Below are 12,780 nucleotides of genomic sequence, written 5' to 3'. Positions count from 1 at the left end.
TCAAAGCGGGTGCCGGTCGCAGAACGGCTCATTCGAGCTCAGAGGGCAACCGGTCGAGTCGGACTGGCTCGTTGACGTCTCAGATCTGTCGCTCCGTGAAGGTCCGCTGTCCGTGCTCCATCTGATCAGAGAGTTGCGACGGGTCGGCCGTCCACGTAGAGCGGGGCGCCGGGGGTGGTCGCGGCGCGGATTGCGGCGAGGGCGGCGTCTGCGAGGGCAGGGTGACGTCCGTCGAGGGCGCCGACCCGGTTGGCGACGACGAGGTCGAACGGGTCCTCGCCGGGCTCGAGCCTGAACGACTCGGCGGACGCGTGGCGCACGCCGAGGACACCCGCCGCGATCTCGGTGGCGCAGGCGGTGCGGGTGGCCGCGACACCCCGCTGCGAGCGGTCGACCACGAGGACGAAGCCGCCGGGGGAGACCCGGGCGGCCATCGCGCGGGCGAGCGGGCCGGGCGCTCCGCCGATCTCGAGCACCCGCAGACCCGGCGCGAGCGGCAGCGCCTCGAGGACTGCGGCCAGCCGCGGTGAGAGCGCGCTCATGGCGCCCATCGTCGCAAGATGCGGGCCTGTTCGGCACGCCCCCGCGGGGTTACCGTCGAGGCATGTGCCGCAACATCCGAGTCCTCCACAACTTCGAGCCGGCGACGACGGACGAGGAGGTCCGCGAGGCCGCGCTGCAGTTCGTGCGGAAGGTCAGCGGGTCCACGAAGCCGTCGCGCGCCAACCAGGAGGCGTTCGACCGCGCGGTCGACGAGATCGCGGAGGCCACCCGGCGTCTGCTCGACGACCTCGTGACGAAGGCGCCGCCGAAGAGCCGTGAGCGCGAGGCCATCAAGGGACGCGAGCGTCACGAGAAGCGGATGGAGCGCGAGGTCCGCCTGCGCACCGCGAGCGCATGAGCCTGCGGCGCACGTGAGAAGGGACACGTGCGCGCTCGGGAAGGTTCGAGCCCCGAGCAGACGTTAGTTGAATCATGAACGATTTTCTCGAGCTCTCGTCAGACGCCCAGGACCTGCTGTTCCGTCAGGCCCGCACCGCGAACTCCTTCACCGACGAGCCGGTGACCGACGAGCAGGTCGCGGCCATCCAGGACCTCGTGAGGTTCGGTCCGACCGCGATGAACTCGCAGCCCCTGCGCATCGTCCTCGTCCGCAGCGACGACGCCCGCGCGCGCCTGCTGAAGCACATGGCCGATGGCAACCGCGACAAGACGGCCGCCGCCCCGCTGGTGGCCATCCTCGCCGCGGACACCGACTTCAACGAGCACCTGCCCACCGTCTTCCCGCACGCCGAGGGTGCCAAAGGCTGGTTCCCGGACCCGGTCGCGCGCGAGGCCACGGCTCGTCTCAACGCCGGTCTGCAGATCGGCTACTTCATCATGGGCGTGCGCGCCGCCGGCCTGGCCGCGGGCCCGATGACCGGCTTCGACGCCGAGGGCATCGACGAGGACCTGCTGGCCGGCACCGGCTACAAGACGATGGTCGTCGTCAACATCGGCCACCCGGGCGAGAACGCCTGGTTCGACCGCCTCCCGCGCCTCGAGCACGAGCAGGTCGTCACGGCTCTCTGAGCCCCACCGGGGGCGCGTCCACCGCCTCCTCCCCGTGCCCGCGTCGAGTCACCTCGGCGCGGGCACGGTCGATTCCGCCATGCTCCAGCGCGGCGAGGCCGGACTCGCCCTGCCACACCAGCCGGTCGCGGTGGTGGACCGTGACGTGCATCCGGGCGCCGAGGTGCTCGATCGCGCCGGGCACGTTGCGGCGCTCGCGGGGCAGCGGCACCGGCAGCACGTGGGCGGCGGCGAGGTCGCCCCAGCCCTCGATCTCGATCCGCCAGCGGGCACTGCGGCCGCGCAGGGACCAGCGCTCGTCGCTGACCTCGGCGCGCACCGGCGACACGACCGGGTCGCCGAGCCGCACGAGCCGCCCGTCGGGCAGCAGCACGACGACGGCCGTCACGGTCGTGCGCAGCGGGCCGGCCGAGACCTCGCCACCCGCGAACGCGACGCACACCGACGGGTCCTCGAAGCCCTGCGCCTGGCCCCACCACCACGCGTCGGGGAAGCCGCCCTTGCCCCAGTTCTTCTCGCCGTAGACCTGCCAGCCGTCGAGCTCCCAGGTCTGCGTGCCGACGACCGCCTCGCCGTGGGCCGAGCCGCCGAGCAGCCACGGGTGCCAGTACTGGTTGAGGCCCGGGACGGCCTGGAAGATGCTCGAGCCGCCGAGGCTGCGGCGCGGCCACGGCACCGGCTGCCGGACCTCGACGTCGATCCGCGCGTCGGGTCCGAGATCGACGTGCAGGCGGTCGGGCGAGCCGCGGAAGGCGACTCCGGAGACGACGCCGAGCCCGCTCGCGTCCGCCTCGCCCACGGGGTGCGCCGTCGTGCGCAGGAACCCGTTCGGGTGGGAGGCCACGCCGAGCGTCGACCACGTGCCGCCGGCCGCGCGGTTCACCCCGTCGAGGGCGATCAGGACGCGCCCGGAGGCGGGGTCGGTGAACCTCCAGAAGTAGCCCTCCATCGCGACGCCGTGCGCGGGGAGGGGGTCGCCGAACGGGCGGTCCGCACCACTCGCCCGGTAGGCGTCACGCAGCGCGGCTGGCCGGCGCATGGCTCAGTCGAACAGCTCGCCGAGCCAGTGACTCTTCTTCTTGCCCCGGTAGCCGCTGCTGCGGTCGTCGTAGCGGCGGTCCCGGTCGTCGTACGACGGGCGCGGCGCGTAGCGGTCGTCCCGCTGCGGCGCGGCCGTGCGGGTGGCGTCCTGCTCGGCGCGCTCGAGGATCTTGTCCAGCTCGCCGCGGTCGAGCCACACGCCCCGGCACTCGGGGCAGTAGTCGATCTCCACGCCGGACCGCTCGCTCATCACGAGGGTCGTCGCGTCGTTGGGGCACTTCATCGGGGACCTCCAGGAGTGGGAACTGGGTTCAGCCTAGGCGGGTCCTGCCAAGGCTGCCGCCGCTCGGCGTGCTTGCCGAGCGGGCCGCGGACGGTGAGCATGAGGCATGACCAGCCCGTCTCGCCGATGGCTCGTCCGGGCCCTCGCGGTGGCGCTGGTGCTGGTCGGGATGGGGGTGGCGGCCGTGTGGGCGCTGCAGCGCCAGCTGATCTACTTCCCCGACGCGGAGCCGGTGCCCGCGGCGGCGGAGGCGGTCCCCGGCGCGCGCGACGTCACGCTGAGCACCGCGGACGGGCTCGAGCTGGGTGCGTGGTTCGTTCCGGCGGCCGAGACCGACACGGGTCTGGCGGTGCTCCTGGCTCCGGGCAACGGGGGCAACCGGCTGAGTCGCACGGGTCTCGCGGAGGAGCTGAGCCGGCGCGGTCTCGCGGTCCTGCTGATGGACTACCGCGGCTACGGCGGCAACCCGGGGCGCCCGAGCGAGGACGGGCTCGCGGCCGACGCGGACGCCGCCCTCGAGGCGCTCGCCGACCTCGGGTACCCGGCCGATCGCACGATCCTGTTCGGCGAGTCCCTCGGCTCGGGCGTGGTCGCCGCGCTGCAGGCGCGCACGACACCGGCGGGAATCGTGCTGCGCTCGCCGTTCACCGAGCTGGCCGACGTCGGTGCGCACCACTACCCGTGGCTGCCGGTGCGGATGCTGCTGCGCGACCGCTTCCCGGTCTCGGAGCACCTGGCCGCCAGCGACGTGCCCGTCACGGTGATCCACGGCCACCACGACACGGTCGTGCCGACCGAGCTCAGCGAGCGCGTCGCCGACGGTGCACCCTCGCTGTTCGAGCGGGTCGTGCTGACCGGCGACCACAACGACGCCGTGATGTTCGGCGCACCTGTCGCGGACGCCGTCCTGCGGCTCGCGCACCACGTTCGGTGAGGCGTCGACGTCGGGTCAGCCCCTCGGCCGCGTGGTCATCCGTCCCTGAGGCGATTCGCGAGCAGCTCGACCCCCGGACCGTCGAGGTCGTCGAGGGCGACGCGGCGACCGGAGAGGGCGAGCAGCAGCGACAGCGCCGGTCCTCGGACCGCGGGCCCGTCGCCCGCCACCAGGTCGGCGTCCGTGGCAGTCATGCGGACGCCCGTGAGGTGCTCCTTGCCGCCGCCGAACGCCACGGTCGTGCGCTCCTGGAGACGGAACGCGCGCACGACCGCCTCCTGCGGGTAGGCGCGCACCAGTCCCAGAGGCCGGCGGATGTCCTCGCCATGGACGACCTCCTCGACGAGGCGGCTGTCGAGCGGCGCCGGCGGCGTGGAGGTCCGGTGCGCGACGTCGCGCAGGCGGCGCAGGGTCTCGCGAGGACTCGCGCCGCGATGGCGGCGGACGCCCCGCTCGTTCTGGCGATGGAAGTCGAACCGCGCCCGGACGAGTCCCGCGACGAAGCCCACCCGTGTCGTCGACGCGGTGTCGACCAGGTGCGCCGCGACGTCGTGCACGGTCCATCCGTCGCACAGCGAGGGCAGCTCCCACGAGGACTCCGGCAGCTGCCCGAGGTCGGCGACGAGCGCCTCGCGCTCGGCATGCACGAGCGGCCAGACGTCGGACATGACGCCCACCCTATGAGGGATGTACGCCGCGCGCGCCCGGGCGTACATTCCGAGAATGAGCGCAGACGAGCTGCTCCCGCCGTTCCCCGACGACGCGTTCGAGCGCATCCTGTGCGTCGTGGCCCACCCGGATGACGTCGAGTACGGCACGTCCTCGGCCGTGGCGCGCTGGACGAGCGAGGGCGTCGACGTCGCCTACCTCCTGCTGACCCGTGGCGAGGCGGGCATGGACGCGCTGTCGCCGAAGGAGACCGCCGAGTTGCGTCGCGACGAGCAGATCGCCGCCTCCGAGGTCGTGGGCGTGTCGCAGGTCGACTTCCTGGACTACCCGGACGGGATCCTGGAGTACTCCCTGGCGATGCGCCGCGACATCGCCATGTCGATCCGCGGCTTCCGCCCGGACGCGGTGCTGGTGGGCTCGTGGGACGTCGAGTTCGTCGCGGGGCTGAACCAGGCCGATCACCGCGTCGCCGGTCTCGCGGCGATCGACGGCCTGCGCGACGCCGGCAACCGCTGGGTGTTCCCCGAGCTGCTCGCCGAGGGCCTCGAGCCGTGGTCGCCGCGCTGGCTGCTGGTCTCGGGCGACAACCGTCCCACCCACGGAGTCGACGTGACGGGCGAGCCGCTCGAGCGCGGCATCGCGTCGCTGGAGGCGCACGGCCAGTACCTCGCCGGGATCCCCGGCCACCCGCCGCCGCGCCCGATGATCACGGGCATCACGGCGATGCAGGGTCGCCGGATGGGCGTCGACCACGCGGTGCTGTTCCGTGCCTTCGACTTCCATGCGCCGCCGCCGATCGCTCGCGAGGCGATGGAGCTCGGCGGGGCCTGACCTGCGCCCCGTCACGCCGTGAGCAGGCCGATGCCGAGGGTCGTGAGGCTGACGGCCAGCAGCGCGGCACCGCCGAAGACGAGCGCGATCAGCGCGTTCGGCCGCGTGCGTCCCCGGCCCATCGAGGCGAAGAAGAAGCCGCCCGGCATGAGCAGGGCCGAGACCGCGACGCCTGTGCGGGCGAGCCACTCCCAGATCCCGGTGAGTGTGGTGGCGTCGACGAACGGCTGGCAGACCAGGGCGAGGACGAGCAGGACGCCGGCGTGGGCGTGACCGGCCCGGGCGAACTTCTCCTGGAAGGCAGTGACGTCCTCGCGGCCGGTGACGATGCGCACCATGTACAGGCCGCCGGTCTCCACCGTGACGAGCGCGAGGAAGAGGATGCCGGCGAGCTGCCGCGAGTCGTCGGAGAGCAGGGATTCCATGGGGGCTCCAATGTTCGGATAGTGGAACTATCCCATTTATTGGAGACCTGGACTATCCGATCTGTCAAGATGTCCCCATGCGCCTCGCCGAGCTCTCCGCCCGCAGCGGCCTGTCGACCGCGACGATCAAGTACTACCTGCGCGCCGGCCTGGTCCCTCCGGGCGAGACCGAGGGCGCCACGTGGGCCCGCTACGACGAGTCGCACCTGCGCCGGCTGCGGCTGGTCCGCGCCCTGACGGAGGTCGCCGGACTTGCCCTCGACGAGGTGCGGGCGGTCGTCGCGGCGCTCGACGCGTCGGTCTCCGAGCACGAGGCCCGCGGGATCGCCCAGTGGCCGCTCTCGACGCCCGTCGCCGAGAACCCCTCGGACGACTCGCGCGAGCAGGTCGACGCCCTCCTCGCGCGGCATGACTGGCACCTGGAGGCGCAGAGCCCTCACCGCCGCACGCTCGCCGCCGCCCTCGACACGCTGGAGCAGCTCGACTTCCCGGCCACGGACGAGGTCCTCGACGCCTACCTCCGGGCGGCCGAGTCCGTGGCCGCCGTCGACGTCCCACGCGTCGTGGCCGAGACCGACCCGATCGTCGCGGCCGAGCGGCTGGTGGTCGGCACGCTGCTCTACGAGCCCGTGCTCACCACGCTGCGACGCATGGCTCACGAGGTCGTCTCGGGCCGCGGCTAGTCCGGGACGGTGCAGTCCCGCGCGGTCACCTCCGGGTGTAACGGACCCACGGGGTGTACGCGCCGCTGGCCGGCAGGTGGTCGACGAGCGGCGGGTCGTTGGGATGGAACGTGGTGCCCTCGTAGTAGCCGCTCTGCTGCGTGCGGAGGTTCACACGGACTAGCTTCGGGTGGTACAGGCAGCCCTTCTTCGGGCGGATGTGGACGGTGATGACGCCCTTCTGGACGTCCCAGCTCTCGGCGACGGTCCTGCCGCACCGGCCCACCGACGGGTAGGTGCGCCAGCTCTTCTTGAACCGCTTCGAGCCGTGGCGCGCGGAGAACCCGCCGTCGCCCGGCATCCCGAAGGCCTCCGCGAACTCGGCGCCGCCGCCCTTCTTGGTGTCGATGAGCATCCGGAAGTCGCCCAGTGGACTGGAGGTCACCCAGTCGACAGGGTCGATCGTGACCGTGATCCGCACGCCCTTGGCGTTGTTCGTGACCTTCACGCGGTGGATGTCGAGCAGGCTCGATCCGCCGCCGCGGGGGTCCCTCGTGGTCTTCGTCTGCGCCACGGCGGGCGCGGCGGTCGCGCTCAGCGCGAGGACGAGCAGCAGGATCCCCCAAGTACGGCGCATCAGGCCACGGTAGACCTGCACGAACCCGCTCGCCAGCAGTTCGGTCGCGTCGGTACGGAGGGATCTCTCACGGGGTCTCACGGATGCGGTCGACGACGAGGTTGGGCACGTGGGCGGCCTCATCGGGGCCGCCGCGCTCGGGGAAGTCGAACACCGCGAGCATGACCTGCATCGGGTAGCGCGGCGGGGTCGGGCAGGTGCGCAGGAGGCGACCGTCGACCGAGAAGCTGACCTCGTCGGGCGTCCATTCCAGGCCGTAGGTGTGGAAGCGGCTCACGTCGATCGGCACCCGTGAGGTGGCGAAGTCCTCGGGGGCTACCGGGTCGCGGAACGCGTGGAGTCCGGCGCCGACCTCAGCCGACTCGCCGGCGACGATCGTGTCGCCGAAGACCTCGAACACGCAGATCTCGGCGCACTCCCGCGGGTCGACCTCGCGACCCACCAGCCAGCACGACGCCATCGAGCGAGGGGAGAGGTTCATGCGCGCGGTGATCTCGAGTCCGGTCAGCCGCGGGGTCCAGCCCCAGAGCTCGGCCTGCTCCTCCCGGACCTGCTGGCCTGGGAGGAACGGCTGCTGGCCCCGCGTGCTGCCGACCGGACCGGAGTGGTTGCCGCTCTGCACGCCGGACACTCGCAGCGGCGGCTCGTGGTCGCCCTCGCACCAGAGGCCCTGGTCCGGGCCGATCCTCAGGGTCAGGCAGGAATCGGTGACCGAGTAGTCCGCCGCGGTGGCGTCGAGGGAGCTCCACGCCGGGAGATAGTGCGGCAGCCACACCGAGCGGTCGAGGTCCGGACCGTCGAAGTGGTCGTCGAAGCGCGTGGCCATGACTCATGGTGCCCCGGGAGACGCCGAGAAGCCGTGCGGTCAGTCCTCGGGCTTGTCGGCGAACGCCTTCTTCATGTCGTTGTACCAGCCGAGGGACTTCTTGGGGTGGCGCCAGCGACCCTTCATGGCGTCGCGCGCTGCCTGGTGGATGGCGTCGCCGGACTTCTCGGCGTCCTTGAGGTGCTTGTCCTGGGCCTGGATGACGTCGTCGGCCGTCTCGCCGCGGTGCTCGAGGTCGCAGGGGCCGCCGAGCTCGCGGCACGTCATGGTCTTCATGGTGTTCTCCTTCGAAGCGGTTCTTCTACTCGTCTGACGATCGGGAGGGCGCGAGTGTGACCACTCAGCGCGGATCGGCGCCGTCGCGGCGCACGACCTGCTCGAGCACCTCGGGTGCGGCGCGGAACGTGATGCCCCGCACGAGGCCGTCGGCCACGGTGAAGTCGAAGACGACCTTCGCATCGCCGAGGTGGAACCAAGCGGTGCCGGGCCGGTCCTCGACGAACACGGGGAGCGCTGCGTGGGCGCTGCCGTTGAAGAACGCCGCCACGTCGCCGCGTCCCTCGATCCGCTCGGGGGTGCCGACGAGGATCGCCGCGTCGTCCGCCGTGACGACGGCGTCGGGAGCCAGCAGCTGCAGCAGCCGGTCGAACTCGCCGTTCTTCGCCGCCGCCATGAACGCGTCAACGACCTCCCAGTCGGCGAGGGCGTCCTCGGCCGCCGGCTGCCGGACCTTCGCGCGGGCCCGCGAGGCGAGCTTGCGCGCCGCGGCCGGCGTCGTGTCGAGCAGCTGCGCGATCGTGGGGAACTCGAAGCCGAACGAGTCGTGCAGCACGAACGCGACGCGCTCGCCCGGCGTCAGCCGGTCGAGAACGACGCTCAGCGCGATGCCGACCGTGTCGGCCAGCGCCACGTCGTCGGCGGGGTCGTCCACGGTCTCGCCGGGGTCGAGGTCGTCCACCGGCTGCGGCGTGCGGGACCGGAGCCGGTCGAGGCACAGCCGCGTGGTGACCGTGGTCAGCCAGGCCGGCAGGTTGTCGATCTCGGTCTCGGTCCCGTGCAGTCGCAGCCACGCCTGCTGCACGATGTCCTCCGCCTCGGCCGGGTCCCCGAGCACGCGGCTCGCGATCGACACGAGCCGCGGTCGCTCCGCCTCGAACTGCTCGTCCTGGTCCACGGTGATCACCCTTCCACGTTCGTCGGTCACTCCCTCGACGTTCGGCGCGGCCCGAGTGTGACAACCGGGGAATCGGTCATCCGCGCGGACCATGTGCGAGTGAGCCCGTTCGGGAGCACAGTGGGAGCAGGAGCTGATCACGATGACGAATCTCCTTCGCTGGGCCGTGGTGATCATCGTGACCGTGCACGGCCTGATCCATCTCCTGGGCGCCGCCGAGCGGTTCGGCTGGGCCGACGACCCGACCCTGGAGCCGTCGAACGGGCTCGGCCTGCTGTGGCTCGCCGCGGCGATCCTGCTGCTCGTCACCGCACTGTTCGCCGCCCTCGGACGGGTGGTCGGCTGGTGGCTGCTCGCCGTGGTCGCGGCGCTCGTCTCGCAGGCCGCGATCCTCACCTCGTGGGACGTGTCGAGCGGCGGGACGGTCGTGAACGTCTTCCTGCTGTTGGTCGCCGTCTACTCGTTCCTGCTGCGCGGGCCCTTCAGCCTGCACGCGCAGTGGCACCGACACGTCGACGACGCGCTCGAGGCGGTCGGGACGGACGCGCGGGTCGTGACCGAGGAGGACCTGCGCGACCTCCCGGCACGGATCGCGGCCTATGTCCGGGCGTCGGGCGCGGTCGGCCGGCCGCGGCCCACGAGCGTCCGCGCCGACTTCCACGGCCGGATCCGCAGTGGCCCCGACGCCGCGTGGATGTCGATCACGGGCAAGCAGGTCAACACGTTCGGCGCCGACCCGCGGCGGTTCTTCCTGCTGGAGACGAGCCGCGCCGGGCTGCCCGTGCTGGTGCTGCACGCGTACGCCGGCGCCACCGCCTCGATGTGCGCGAAGGTGCTCTCGGTGTCCACGGTCGTCGACGCGGCCGGACCCGAGATGGACCAGGGCGAGACCGTAACGGTCTTCAACGACCTCGTCGTGCTGGCCCCCGGGGCGATCGTCGGCGCGCCGATCGAGTGGACGGCGCTCGACGACCGGCAGGTCCGCGGCGTGTTCACGAACGGAGGCCGGAAGGTCGAGGCGACTCTCACCTTCGACGGCGACCGCCTCGTCAACTTCGTCTCGCACGACCGGTTCCGCGCCTCGGCCGACGGGAGGTCGTTCGACCGCCAGGCCTGGTCGACCCCGCTCGCGGGCCACACGGCGGCCGACGGGCGCCACGTCATCACCTCGGGGGTCGGCCGCTGGCAGGACCCGAAGGGCTGGTTCACCTACGTCGAGATCGAGTTCGACGACATCACGCACGACGTCGGCGAGATGCACCGCACCGGCGAGCCTCGGCTCCGCACGCGCGCGTCGACGCCTAGCGATGCGACTCGGTGAGGAACTCGCGGACCTCCTGGTCGCAGCGGCACGCGGCCGCGAACTCCGCGGCCCACTCCAGGGCCTCCTCGTAGGTGGGCACCTGGATCAGGGCGAACCCGGCGATCGCTCCGTTGACCCCGGGCTCGGGGCCGTCGATGATCTTGCGCTCGGGCGTGACGATGGTCGTCTCGTCGTGATGCCTCAGCCCCCCGCCCAGGATCCACACGCCCGCGTCCTTGGCCTCGGCGACCACCGCGTGGGCGGCGCGGACCACCTCCGGCAGCTCCTCCTCGGACACGTCCATCGCGCCTTCGGTGAACGAGATCAGATACTTCGTCATCTCACGCTTCCTTTCGGCAGCCTCGGGGGCCTTACTGGCCATTGTGGACCCGCGGCGGGCTTCCGGGGTGTCGGAAGCGTGTCGCGCGTGCGAGCCTGAGGAAAAGCCCGCAGGAGGATCCATGTCCCAGTACCGCGTCGGCTACTTCGTCGGCAGCCTCTCCTCGACCTCGCTCAACCGGGCGCTGAGCCGGGCGCTCATCCGGCTCGCGCCGGAGAGCCTGGAGTTCACCGAGCTGCCGATCGGCAACCTTCCGCTCTACAGTCCCGACTTCGACAGCGCGTACCCGCCGGAGCCCCAGGCGCTCAAGGACGCCATCGCCTCCTCGGATGCCGTGCTGTTCGTGTCGCCGGAGTACAACCGCTCGATCCCCGGCGCGCTCAAGAACGCCATCGACTGGGCCTCGCGGCCCTGGGGCCAGAACTCGTTCGACCACGTGCCGGCCGCGGTCATCGGCGCCTCGCCGGGCCAGATCGGCACGGCCGTGGGCCAGCAGAGCCTGCGCTCGGTGCTGAGCTTCTGCAACGCCCGTCAGATGACCGCGCCGGAGGCGTACATCACCGCTCCGCCGGGGCTCATCCAGGACGATGGCGAGGTGACGAGCGAGTCCACGGCGGCGTTCCTGAAGGACTTCATGCAGGAGTTCGCCGACCACGTCGCGCGCGTGCTGACGGTGCTGCCGCGCTCGTAGCGTCAGGCCAGCTGCAGCAGCCGCTCGATGGCCGGCACGGTGTGCGTCGCGATCCGCTCCCGCGCGTCGTCGAGAGCGGGTGAGGCGGGGTACCCGGCGGGGATCCGCGTCGGGTTCAGCGGTACGTCGTTCGCCCACGCCTTCACGTCGGGGGCGGAGGTCGCCGACGCGGCGGCGCGCGTGCCCAGGACGGTCATCCGCACCCACGCGGCGAGCGAGTCGCCGTACGGCGTGGGCGGGCACAGGCGGTTCTTCTCCGCGTCGTCGTCGCGGGTCGCCTCCACGTAGCCCGCGAGGGCGGCGCCGAAGCACGGGAAGCCGGCCCGGATGGGCTGGAGGGTGATCGCGCGCGGGCCCCAGATGGGCACGAGCGGCGGGTACTTCAGGCCGTCCGCGGCGCAGTGCACGACGAGGGCGTCACGTTCCACCGCGACCGTGGCGTCGGCGAACCTCAGCTCGCCGGGCGCGACCGCCACGAGGTGACCGTGACGGACCACGTTCTCCACGGTGCGCAGCTGCTCGAGCTCCCACGTGGCCAGCGTCGGTGCCTTCGCCATCGTCGGCACTCTCGAGCGGTCGATTCGCAGCATGATGCCGTGATCCTCGAGCCTCAGGAAGAGGTCGTCGAGGGACTCGGCCACCCGTGCCGACTCCATCAGGTCGGCCACCATGCCCAGGAAGATCGCCGGGTCCGGCTGGATCACGGCACGGTTGAACATCCAGGGCTCGCGGGCACGCACCCACGTGATCCGGTCGGGATCGACGCCCTGCGCGAGCAGCCAGATGCAGGCATCCGTGGCGGTCTTGCCCGCTCCCACCACGACGAGCTCGTCGGGCACGTCCTCCAGGCGGGGGAGCGCGTTGACCGGCACGACTCGAACGCCGTCGAGGACCTCGAAGGGTGGTGGCGTCTCGGCGGGGATGCTCGGCGCGAGGTAGCGGGCGTCGACGACCCGGCAGCCGCCCGGCACCTCGGTGCGTCGTCCCGAGACGCGCGAGACCACGGCGCCGTCGGCGTACTCGCTGCTGGTGATCAGCTCGACCCGTCCCGTCTCCAGCAGCCGGGCGAGGACCTGCTCGTAGTACCGGCAGATCTCGGTCCGTGTGGCGCGCTCCTGGAGGCCGGCCTCGGGTCCGTGCTGCTGCAGCTGCCCGCCGCCGAGCAGCGTCGACGCGACGCCGTAGAACGCGGAGGCCTGGTGCAGGCGGACGAACGGGTAGGCCTCGAGCCAGTGCCCGCCGACGCCGTGACGGCGGTCGACGAGGGCGACCCGGGCGTCGGCGTGGTCGACCAGGGCGTCGGTGAAGGCCATCCCCATGGCGCCGGCGCCCACCACGAGGTAGTCGGCCTCGAGCGTGCGAGCCACGCCTCCACGGTGCGCCTCGTCCGGG

At 72.1% G+C, this 12,780-nt stretch carries 18 protein-coding genes; 7 read left to right on the top strand and 11 right to left on the bottom strand.

Annotation, left to right across the window (positions count from 1 at the left end):
- Positions 1 to 125 precede the first annotated feature (125 nt).
- Positions 126 to 542 (bottom strand): methyltransferase domain-containing protein, encoded by a 417-nt coding sequence (locus O3S82_RS11890; RefSeq protein ID WP_269303036.1) that lies wholly within the window; start codon positions 540 to 542, stop codon positions 126 to 128.
- 62 nt (positions 543 to 604) lie between these two features.
- Here O3S82_RS11890 and O3S82_RS11885 point away from each other — a divergent pair, with 62 nt between their 5' ends.
- Together O3S82_RS11885 and O3S82_RS11880 are read left to right on the top strand one after the other, a co-directional pair.
- Positions 605 to 901, top strand: coding sequence for a DUF2277 domain-containing protein (locus tag O3S82_RS11885; protein WP_179423643.1), 297 nt, complete (start codon positions 605 to 607; stop codon positions 899 to 901).
- A gap of 74 nt (positions 902 to 975) precedes the next feature.
- Complete coding sequence (locus O3S82_RS11880) at positions 976 to 1,572, top strand: malonic semialdehyde reductase (protein WP_269303033.1); 597 nt, start codon at positions 976 to 978, stop codon at positions 1,570 to 1,572.
- Here O3S82_RS11880 and O3S82_RS11875 read toward each other — a convergent pair.
- Positions 1,559 to 2,611, bottom strand: coding sequence for a tocopherol cyclase family protein (locus O3S82_RS11875; protein WP_269303031.1), 1,053 nt, complete (start codon positions 2,609 to 2,611; stop codon positions 1,559 to 1,561). The genes O3S82_RS11880 and O3S82_RS11875 overlap by 14 nt on opposite strands.
- A 3-nt stretch (positions 2,612 to 2,614) precedes the next feature.
- Positions 2,615 to 2,896 carry a TFIIB-type zinc ribbon-containing protein gene (locus O3S82_RS11870; protein WP_179423649.1) on the bottom strand — a complete coding sequence of 94 codons (282 nt, stop codon included), beginning with the start codon at positions 2,894 to 2,896 and terminating at the stop codon, positions 2,615 to 2,617.
- A 106-nt stretch (positions 2,897 to 3,002) separates the two neighbouring features.
- Between O3S82_RS11870 and O3S82_RS11865 the strand changes: the two genes are divergently transcribed.
- A complete protein-coding gene (locus tag O3S82_RS11865) occupies positions 3,003 to 3,830 on the top strand; it encodes an alpha/beta hydrolase (protein ID WP_269303028.1) in 828 nt (275 codons plus the stop codon).
- 35 nt (positions 3,831 to 3,865) lie between these two features.
- Here the strand turns inward: O3S82_RS11865 and O3S82_RS11860 are convergent, their stop codons facing one another.
- Positions 3,866 to 4,498: a maleylpyruvate isomerase family mycothiol-dependent enzyme gene (locus O3S82_RS11860; protein WP_269303027.1), complete on the bottom strand. Its 633-nt coding sequence runs from the start codon at positions 4,496 to 4,498 to the stop codon at positions 3,866 to 3,868.
- Between the two features lie 55 nt (positions 4,499 to 4,553).
- Between O3S82_RS11860 and O3S82_RS11855 the strand changes: the two genes are divergently transcribed.
- Entirely contained in the window at positions 4,554 to 5,330 is a 777-nt protein-coding gene (locus O3S82_RS11855; protein WP_179423655.1) for a PIG-L deacetylase family protein, read from the top strand.
- An 11-nt stretch (positions 5,331 to 5,341) separates the two neighbouring features.
- Here O3S82_RS11855 and O3S82_RS11850 read toward each other — a convergent pair whose 3' ends face one another.
- Positions 5,342 to 5,755, bottom strand: a complete 414-nt coding sequence (locus tag O3S82_RS11850; protein WP_269303025.1) for a hypothetical protein — start codon at positions 5,753 to 5,755, stop codon at positions 5,342 to 5,344.
- Between the two features lie 77 nt (positions 5,756 to 5,832).
- On the opposite strand from O3S82_RS11850, the gene O3S82_RS11845 reads away from it, so the two are divergent.
- The gene (locus O3S82_RS11845; protein WP_269303023.1) at positions 5,833 to 6,438 is read left to right on the top strand and encodes a MerR family transcriptional regulator; all 606 of its coding nucleotides are present in this window, start codon (positions 5,833 to 5,835) and stop codon (positions 6,436 to 6,438) included.
- A gap of 25 nt (positions 6,439 to 6,463) precedes the next feature.
- Here the strand turns inward: O3S82_RS11845 and O3S82_RS11840 are convergent, their stop codons facing one another.
- The 4 genes from O3S82_RS11840 to O3S82_RS11825 form a co-directional block, all read right to left on the bottom strand.
- Positions 6,464 to 7,054: a hypothetical protein gene (locus tag O3S82_RS11840; protein WP_269303021.1), complete on the bottom strand. Its 591-nt coding sequence runs from the start codon at positions 7,052 to 7,054 to the stop codon at positions 6,464 to 6,466.
- A gap of 67 nt (positions 7,055 to 7,121) precedes the next feature.
- Positions 7,122 to 7,880, bottom strand: a complete 759-nt coding sequence (locus O3S82_RS11835; RefSeq protein WP_269303019.1) for a glycoside hydrolase family 16 protein — start codon at positions 7,878 to 7,880, stop codon at positions 7,122 to 7,124.
- A 39-nt stretch (positions 7,881 to 7,919) separates the two neighbouring features.
- Positions 7,920 to 8,156, bottom strand: a complete 237-nt coding sequence (locus O3S82_RS11830) for a DUF1059 domain-containing protein (RefSeq protein ID WP_179423665.1) — start codon at positions 8,154 to 8,156, stop codon at positions 7,920 to 7,922.
- A gap of 64 nt (positions 8,157 to 8,220) precedes the next feature.
- Positions 8,221 to 9,063: a sigma-70 family RNA polymerase sigma factor gene (locus tag O3S82_RS11825; RefSeq protein WP_269303015.1), complete on the bottom strand. Its 843-nt coding sequence runs from the start codon at positions 9,061 to 9,063 to the stop codon at positions 8,221 to 8,223.
- A 133-nt stretch (positions 9,064 to 9,196) separates the two neighbouring features.
- Here O3S82_RS11825 and O3S82_RS11820 point away from each other — a divergent pair, with 133 nt between their 5' ends.
- Positions 9,197 to 10,375: a DUF6544 family protein gene (locus O3S82_RS11820; protein ID WP_179423667.1), complete on the top strand. Its 1,179-nt coding sequence runs from the start codon at positions 9,197 to 9,199 to the stop codon at positions 10,373 to 10,375.
- Here O3S82_RS11820 and O3S82_RS11815 read toward each other — a convergent pair.
- Positions 10,356 to 10,697, bottom strand: a complete 342-nt coding sequence (locus O3S82_RS11815; RefSeq protein ID WP_179423669.1) for a YciI family protein — start codon at positions 10,695 to 10,697, stop codon at positions 10,356 to 10,358. The genes O3S82_RS11820 and O3S82_RS11815 overlap by 20 nt on opposite strands.
- A 121-nt stretch (positions 10,698 to 10,818) precedes the next feature.
- Here O3S82_RS11815 and O3S82_RS11810 point away from each other — a divergent pair, with 121 nt between their 5' ends.
- Positions 10,819 to 11,388, top strand: a complete 570-nt coding sequence (locus tag O3S82_RS11810) for an NADPH-dependent FMN reductase (RefSeq protein WP_269303011.1) — start codon at positions 10,819 to 10,821, stop codon at positions 11,386 to 11,388.
- A 2-nt stretch (positions 11,389 to 11,390) separates the two neighbouring features.
- Here O3S82_RS11810 and O3S82_RS11805 read toward each other — a convergent pair whose 3' ends face one another.
- Complete coding sequence (locus tag O3S82_RS11805) at positions 11,391 to 12,755, bottom strand: NAD(P)-binding protein (protein ID WP_269303009.1); 1,365 nt, start codon at positions 12,753 to 12,755, stop codon at positions 11,391 to 11,393.
- Positions 12,756 to 12,780 lie beyond the last annotated feature (25 nt).

This window comes from Aeromicrobium sp. HA, assembly GCF_027171405.1.
GTDB classification, from domain to species: domain Bacteria; phylum Actinomycetota; class Actinomycetes; order Propionibacteriales; family Nocardioidaceae; genus Aeromicrobium; species Aeromicrobium tamlense.
The sequence above is the reverse complement of the archived record's forward strand: the minus strand, read 5'-3'. Positions and strand labels throughout refer to the sequence as shown.